4 protein-coding genes and 1 pseudogene are annotated in these 7513 nt (G+C 66.2%); 2 read left to right on the top strand and 3 right to left on the bottom strand.

What is annotated here, in order from left to right; genetic code table 11:
• A pseudogene (locus Y705_RS22525) lies at window positions 1–1556 on the top strand (hypothetical protein); the annotation flags it as partial.
• On the opposite strand, the gene Y705_RS20615 reads toward Y705_RS22525, so the two are convergent.
• A complete protein-coding gene (locus tag Y705_RS20615; RefSeq protein WP_155850108.1) occupies window positions 1553–1975 on the bottom strand; it encodes a hypothetical protein in 423 nt (140 codons plus the stop codon). The pseudogene Y705_RS22525 and the gene Y705_RS20615 sit on opposite strands and share 4 nt — an antisense overlap.
• Before the next feature lie 234 nt (window positions 1976–2209).
• On the opposite strand from Y705_RS20615, the gene Y705_RS0115430 reads away from it, so the two are divergent.
• Window positions 2210–2458: a WhiB family transcriptional regulator gene (locus tag Y705_RS0115430; RefSeq protein ID WP_026533500.1), complete on the top strand. Its 249-nt coding sequence runs from the start codon at window positions 2210–2212 to the stop codon at window positions 2456–2458.
• Between the two features lie 161 nt (window positions 2459–2619).
• Here Y705_RS0115430 and Y705_RS0115425 read toward each other — a convergent pair whose 3' ends face one another.
• Together Y705_RS0115425 and Y705_RS20610 are read right to left on the bottom strand one after the other, a co-directional pair.
• Complete coding sequence (locus tag Y705_RS0115425; protein ID WP_026533499.1) at window positions 2620–4098, bottom strand: sensor histidine kinase; 1479 nt, start codon at window positions 4096–4098, stop codon at window positions 2620–2622.
• A 15-nt stretch (window positions 4099–4113) separates the two neighbouring features.
• Window positions 4114–7513 (bottom strand): NAD-glutamate dehydrogenase (locus Y705_RS20610; RefSeq protein WP_081738112.1); only part of this gene is annotated, 3400 nt, incomplete at its 5' end.

Genomic DNA, 7513 nt, shown 5'->3' with positions numbered 1-7513 from the left:
GTGACCCGGTGGCGGCAGCGGTCGCCGCGGTAGCTGCTGCCGCCGCAGCCGGTGGCTACCCTTCGCCCGCCCGGCCGGTGATGCCGCCGTTGCCCCGGCGTACAGGGGCAGTGCCGATCGGGGCAGTGCCGATCGGGGCAGTGCGGACCGAGGTCCCGCCGCCTGGACAGCTTCACCTCGGCGTGCTCGATCTACCCGAGCAGCAGGCGCAACGAGGGCTTTTCTGGGCGCCTGGCCACCACTCACACCTCGGGCTCGTGGGAATTTCCACTGCCGGAGGAACGGGTTCCCTGGCACACGTCCTCACGGAGTGTCCTCAATTCCTTCCCGATACCCACCTGTACGTCCTCGACGGGGATTCCACCCTGGGGTTCGTCGCTGCACGGAACCAAACCGGCGCCTACGTCGGCGGCCATGAGGTCAAGCGAGCCGCCCGCGTTCTGGAACGGCTCACACACCTTCTTTCCTCGAGGCTCGCCGCGGGGACCGGCGCGGACCATGCCCCCATCCTTCTGGCGGTTTCGGCCTGGGGCCGCTGGACCAGCCTCTTCCGGAACAGCCGCTTTTCCTGGGCGGAGGACTCCCTGCAGGATCTGGTGAGGGACGGAGAAGCAGCAGGCATCACCATCGTCATCACGGGGAACCGCGAACTGGTTTCCAGCCGGTTCTTCGGCCTCCTGCCCAATAGGATTTACTTCCCCGCCGGCGCCGCAGCTGAATCCCTCCTGACCTGGCCGAAACTTCCCGATCTGGAGCCTCTTGAGGGGAGGGGGATGGTCCAGGGCCGGATGAACCCGGGCCGGGACGCGGTGGCACAACTCGTCGTCGAACGCCGGCAGTCCGCCGGATCCGGGCCGTTGCCCGCTACGCTCCCCTTTCCGGTTGCCGCCCTTCCCGTACTGATCGACCTACCGGCAGCGGGTACGGGGAGAAACCATGGTCAGGGACTTGTCGTGCCCCTCGGGGTGTGGGGCGACGGCCTCGACGTTTTCTCCCTGCAACTGCCCGCCGGCAGCGTGTTCCTCGCGCTGGGAACCGGTGAATCCGGACGGAGCACCCTGCTCGACGTCATCGAGCAGGGTGCAGGAACCGGCTCGGACACGACGATCCTGAGGTCCGCCGCCGGAGAAGATCCGTCGTCCTACTGGAAGCGCATGGAAGGAGGAAGCGGCAAACCGGATCCGAGGAAGTGCGTGCTACTGGTGGACGATGCCGATACCCTTCCGCAGGATGTCCAGCAGGTCCTCACATCCTGGGTCGCGCGGGGAGCAGCCGCGGTACTGACGGCAGCGCCCAGCCCCTCCCTGCCGATTCGCGTTCCGCTCGCCCTCCAGGCCCGTGCCACGGGAAGGGGCCTCTACCTCGCACCCCGCAGCCCCTTGGACGGTGACTTCTTCGCCGTGCGGTTCGACCTCGACGGGCGCGCGGGGCCTGGGCGGGCGTTCATCGTGGAGCAGGGCACTGCGGTCGAGCTGCAGGTCTTCCGGGTGCCTCCGGGCCCTTTTCAGCCACCCCGGGTGCCCTGCCCGGTCCGCTCTGCGGCGGAAGGACGCTAGAGGGTTCTCGTGTTCCCGGTGTTCCGCACCGTAAATGCGACGACCGGACGGGTGAACAGCAGCAGCAGTGCAGTGCCGGCGGGGACGAATAGCACTATTCCTGCGGCCACGGCACCGGCAGACAGGAAGGAGACCGAGAAGATGACCAGGAAAACCTGCAGCACCATCGACGGTGTTCTCGGCCACCGGTATCCGCGCAGGAGCCCGCGCGCGGCCGCCAGGATGCCGGCGGCGAGCAGCAGGAGGAAGGCGATCATGAACACCGCTCCCCCCACCGACAGCGGATCGGGCCCCAGGAGGGAACGAAGGTAGCCCAGCGCCAGTGCGGCAAGGGCAAGGGCCTCGCCGAGGAGGACGAGGGCCAGGATGACCACTGAGGCGGGACGTCGGAGGGGTTGCGGGTCCTGGGGTGTCGGCACACGAGCACCCTATCGGAGATCCCCGGCATGAACGGCGTTCCCCGGCCGGCATTCTAGACGCTGTGACGCATCGCTCACCATTAGCAGCAATTAGCGGTGCGCAACCCCTTGTTTACCAGTAGGTAACGTGTCAGCCTTAATAGCAGATAAAAGCGGGGGCCACATTCGGCCCCTTTACTATGAGACCCCTCGTGAATTTTTTCACAAGCCGGGTCGAAGGGAAATGTGATTAGCATGGATTGGCGTAGCCGCGCTGCGTGTCTGGACAAGGACCCGGAGCTGTTTTTCCCGGTCGGTAACACCGGACCGGCGCTTCTTCAGATCGAAGAGGCCAAAAGCGTCTGCCGTCGCTGCCAGGTGATGGACACGTGCCTTCAGTGGGCGATCGAGTCCGGCCAGGATGCCGGAGTCTGGGGCGGTCTCAGCGAGGACGAACGCCGTGCCCTGAAGCGCCGTGCCGCCCGGGCTCGCAGAGCGTCCTGACGGAATCCCTGGGCGTCGCCAGGGAACGGAACGGTTCGGTGGAATCATCGGACGACTGAATGAACCCAGGAAGGACCGCCTCAGGGCGGTCCTTCCTGATTTTCGGCGTGTCCGCGGGACAGTTATGACCGACCGGTTTTGAACCGATTGGAGAGTTCGGTTCAGGAGCCCTGGTTGTGGCTCAGGCCCATCTCGATACTCACCGACGTTCCTCCGCCCTCCCGCGCGCTCCAGGTGATACTTCCGCCGAGTTCGCTGGTCACCAGGGTCCGGACGATCTGCAGCCCCAGCCCCTCGGCGTGCCCGCCGGCGGGAAGCCCTGCGCCGTCGTCGGCGATCGTGACCTCAAGGATCTCCTCGCCGTCGTCCGCGGTCCGCCGATTGGCCAGGAGCCACACCGTACCGGCCCTCTCGGACAGCCCGTGCTCGACGGCGTTCGTGACCAATTCGTTGATGACGAGCGCAAGCGGTGTGGCGAAGTCACTGGGGAGCTCGCCGAAATCCCCCTGCCGCTCGGTGCGCACCGTCTGCGACGGCGACGCGACCTCGGCCGACAGGCGGAACTGACGTGCGATCAGCTCATCGAAGTCCACACTCTGTGACAGACCCTGGGAAAGCGTCTCGTGGACCAGGGCGATGGTCGATACCCGCCGCATCGCCTGCTCGAGACCGAGTTTTCCCTCGTCGCTGACCATGCGGCGGGACTGCATCCGCAGGAGAGCGGCAACGGTCTGCAGGTTGTTCTTCACGCGGTGGTGGATCTCACGGATGGTCGCATCCTTGGAGACGAGTTCCATCTCGCGCCGTCGGAGCTCGGAGACATCACGGCAGAGGACCAGTGCGCCGAAGCGTTCCTTCTCGTCGCGCAGCGGAATCGCACGCAACGAAAGGCTGACCCCCTTCGATCCGATCTCCGTGCGCCACGGCATCCGCCCGGTCACCACGAGCGGCAGGGTCTCGTCGACCATCCGCCCGTCCTTGAGCAGTGCCGTGGTGATTTCGGCAAGGGGCCGGCCCTCGAGTGTTTCGACATCGCCCAGCCGCCGGAACGCCGAGACTCCGTTGGGGCTGGCGTACTGCACAATGCCGTCGACGTCGAGCCGGATCAGGCCGTCCCCCACCCGGGGAGCCCCGCGCCGGGACCCCGTAGGCGTTGCGAAATCAGGCCATAGTCCCAGCGTCCCCATCCGCAGGAGGTCATAGGCGCACTGCCGGTAGGTCAGCTCGAGCCGGGACGGCATCCGTGAACTGGACAGATCCATGTGGGTGGTCACCACGGCCAGGGTCCGCCCGTTCCTCACCATGGGAACGGCCTCTACCCGCATGGCCATCTCGGTGGTCCAGTTCGTCTCGCCGGAGCGCTCTATTCTCTGCGATTCCCAGGCGAGTTCGACCAGCGGCTGAAGGTCCGCACGAATCCGTTCCCCCACGAAGTCGCTGTGGAATACGGTGTGCGACGTCGATGGCCGGGCATGCGCCAACGCCACATAACCACCGCCCTCGAGCGGGAACCACAGCGCCAGGTCCGCGAACGCAAGGTCCGCGACCATCTGCCAGTCCCCCACCAGGAGGTGCAGCCACTCCGCGTCGCCGGGCCCGAACCCTGCGTACTCCCGTATCGGGTCAGCGAACATTGCCATGATGTCCCTCCCGGCTCAGCGCACGATCGAACGCAGCAGGCGAAGCGCCACCGAAAGCGACGAGATGTCGTCACGCTCCAGGCGATTCACTTCGGTGAACATATTGCTGGCGCGCGTGAGCTGATCGGCGTTCTGCGCCTCCCATTTCTTGAGCCGGAGGCCGGGATCGCCGCCCCGCAGTTCACCCGAGGCTTTGAGCACCGCGACGGAGATATCGGCCACGGTCGAGTACAGGTCATCGCGCAGTGCCGCCCGGGCGAGTGCCTGCCACCGGTCGGTGCGCGGCAGCTGCGTGATCCGCTCGAGGAGGTTGTCCACCTCGAAACGGTCATAGACCGCGTAGTAGACCCTGGCGATCTCCTCCACCGGCTCGTCGACACGCCGGGTGCTGATCGCGATGTCGAGGAGCGCGAAGGATTCGAACTGCTCCGCCCAGTGCTGGCCGATTCCCTCGGGAAGCCCCCACTCCTCCGCGCGGGCGCTCCACTGTTCCACCCGGACCAGGTCGCAGCCGCGGACGTAGTCGGCAAGTTTGGCGCGAAGCGGTGCGATGAGGGGCTTGAATGCGGCGATGTCCTGTTCCACGGTGGTGCCCGGCTCCACGTGGTTCACGAACCAGCGCACCGCCCGGTCGAGGAGTCGGCGCAGGTCGAGGTGGACGGTGGACCAGTGGTCGGTCGGGAAGTCCGCCGGCAGCTCGGCCAGGGCGCGCACCGTCTCGTCGAGGTCGTAGATCTCCCGAAGCGCCACGAAGGCCTTCGCGATGCCGGCTTCCGGCACCGAGGTCTCCTCCAGAACGCGGAAGACGAAGGTGATCCCGCCGAGATTGATCATGTCGTTCGCCACCACCGTGGCGATGATCTCGCGCCGCAGCGGGTGCGTGTCCAGCACGTCGTCGAACCGTTCCACCAGCTGTCGCGGGAAGTACCGCCGCAGCGTTCCCGAGAACCACGGGTCGTCGGCCAGGGCACTCCTGGTAAGCGCCTTCGTCAACTCGATCTTGGCGTAGGCCGCCAGCACCGACAACTCCGGTGAGGTGAGGCCCTGCCCCGTCTCGAGCCGTGCATGCAGTTCCGCCGTCGTCGGCAGTGCCTCCAGTGTCCGGTCGAGGTCGGCCTTCTGCTCGAGCCAGTCCATCAGCCGCTCGAAGCTCGGGCTCCACTCCACCACGCGCTGCCGGTCATTGAGCAGCAGGACGTTCTGGTCCACGTTGTCCTTCAGGACGAGTGCGGCAACCTCGTCCGTCATCGAGGCCAGGAATTCCGGCCGCTCGGCCTCGGAGAGACGCCCGATCTTCACCATGCGGTCCACGAAGATCTTGATGTTCACTTCGTGGTCCGAGCAGTCGACGCCGGCGGAGTTGTCGATGGCATCCGTGTTGAGGACAACACCGGCCAGCGCGGCCTCGATCCTGCCCCGCTGGGTCATTCCGAGGTTTCCGCCTTCGCCGACCACCTTCACCCGCAGGTCGCCGCCGTTCACCCGGATGGCATCGTTGGCACGGTCCCCGACCTCCGCATGGGTCTCCGACTCCGCCTTGACGTAGGTTCCGATTCCGCCGTTGTACAGCAGGTCCGCGGGTGCCCGGAGGATCGCCCTCAACAGCTCGGGAGGGCTCACGCGCTCAGCCGACCCTTCGATTCCCAGGGCGGCACGGACCTCCTCGGAGACCGGCACCCACTTCGCCTGACGGGAGTAGATTCCTCCGCCGGCGCTGAGGAGCGATGCGTCGTAGTCCTCCCAGCTCGATCGTGGGAGCCCGAAGAGGCGGCGCCGTTCAGTGAAGGAAGCGGCGGCATCGGGGCTCGGGTCGAGGAAGATGTGACGGTGATCGAAGGCTGCGACCAGCCGGATATGTTCGGACAGCAGCATGCCGTTGCCGAAGACGTCGCCACTCATGTCGCCGACACCCACCACGGTGAAGGGCTGGGTCTGGGTATCGAGATCGAACTCGCTGAAGTGCCGCTTGACCGACTCCCAGGCGCCGCGGGCCGTGATACCCATGGCCTTGTGGTCGTAACCGACCGATCCGCCCGAGGCGAAAGCGTCACCGAGCCAGAAGCCGTATTCGTGGGACAACTCGTTCGCGATGTCGGAGAAGGACGCTGTCCCCTTGTCCGCTGCGACGACGAGGTAGGTGTCATCGCCGTCGTGCCTGACCACCCGCTCCGGCGGAACAACGCATTCCTGGCCGTCGGTCGTCGCGAGATTGTCGGTGATGTCCAGGAGTCCGCGGATGAACGTGCGGTAGCTGGATTGTCCCTCCGCCAGCCACGCCGCCCGGTCGATCGACGGGTCCGGCAGCTGTTTCGCGAAGAAACCGCCCTTGGCTCCGGTGGGGACGATGACGGCGTTCTTGACGGTCTGCGCCTTGACGAGGCCCAGCACCTCGGTGCGGAAGTCCTCCCGCCTGTCCGACCAGCGAAGGCCACCGCGCGCAATCTCCCCGAAACGCAGGTGGACGCCCTCCACCTGCGGAGAGTAGACCCAGATCTCGAACTTCGGTCGGGGGAATGGCGCGCCCTCGATGATCGGTGTGTTGAGCTTGAAGCTGAGGTGACGTCTGACCTGGAAGTAATTGGTGCGCAGCGTCGCCTCGATCAGGTTCGCGAAGGTGCGCAGCACGCGGTCCGCGTCAAGCGTGGGGACCTGTTCGAGGCCTGTGTCAAGCGCGTGGCGTGCGCTGTCCGTCAACTCCTGGTTGCCCTGGGCCTCGGGGTCGAAACGAGCCTCGAACAGCGCGACGAGCCCCCTGGCGACGGCGGCGTTGCGCAGGAGGGTGTCGGCGACGAAACCGTAGGAACTGGTGTTGCCCATCTGACGCATATATTTCGCATAGCTACGCAGAATGAGGACCCGGCGCCAGCCGAGCCCCTCCTGCAGGACGAGCCGGTTGAACGCGTCCGACTCGCTGTGACCCACGACCGCCGCAGCGAAGGCCTCCTTGAGGAGCGAAGCGGTAGCTTCGGGGTCGACGCCGTGCGGATACTTCAGGCCCAGGTCATACAGGTAGTACGCTTCGCCGTCGGCACGCTGGATCTCGAAGGGACGCTCGTCGAGCACCTCGAGGCCGAGATTATGGAGGAACGGCAGAATCTGGGTGAGGCTCTTGGACTCCGTCAGGTACAGCTTGAGCCGGGCGTCCTCTTCACGCTGGTCCCCAGCACTTGCCGGGACGTAGATATGCATGCCGGGAGCTCCGCCCGCCGAGCGGTCGAGCGACTCGAAACGTTCGATGTCCTCAAGTGCGTCCTCCACCTCGTAATCGACACGGTAGCTCGGCGGGAAGGCTTCAGCCCACAGGCCTGCCAACCGCTCGGCGGACTCCCTCGGGAACCGCCCGTGGGCCACCTCGGTGATTCCCTCGGACCAGGATCGTGCAGCCCGGACCAGCCGTTCCTCGAGAGCGGCGGCG

Source organism: Arthrobacter sp. H41 (genome assembly GCF_000520535.1).
Lineage (GTDB): Bacteria > Actinomycetota > Actinomycetes > Actinomycetales > Micrococcaceae > Arthrobacter_D.
The sequence above is the reverse complement of the archived record's forward strand: the minus strand, read 5'-3'. Positions and strand labels throughout refer to the sequence as shown.

Excerpts from the sequence above, each read along its gene's own strand:
- Y705_RS0115430 (WP_026533500.1), top strand. The coding sequence starts at position 2,210 with ATGGATTGGCGTAGCCGCGCTGCGTGTCTGGACAAGGACCCGGAGCTG.
- Y705_RS0115425 (WP_026533499.1), bottom strand. The coding sequence starts at position 4,098 with ATGGCAATGTTCGCTGACCCGATACGGGAGTACGCAGGGTTCGGGCCC.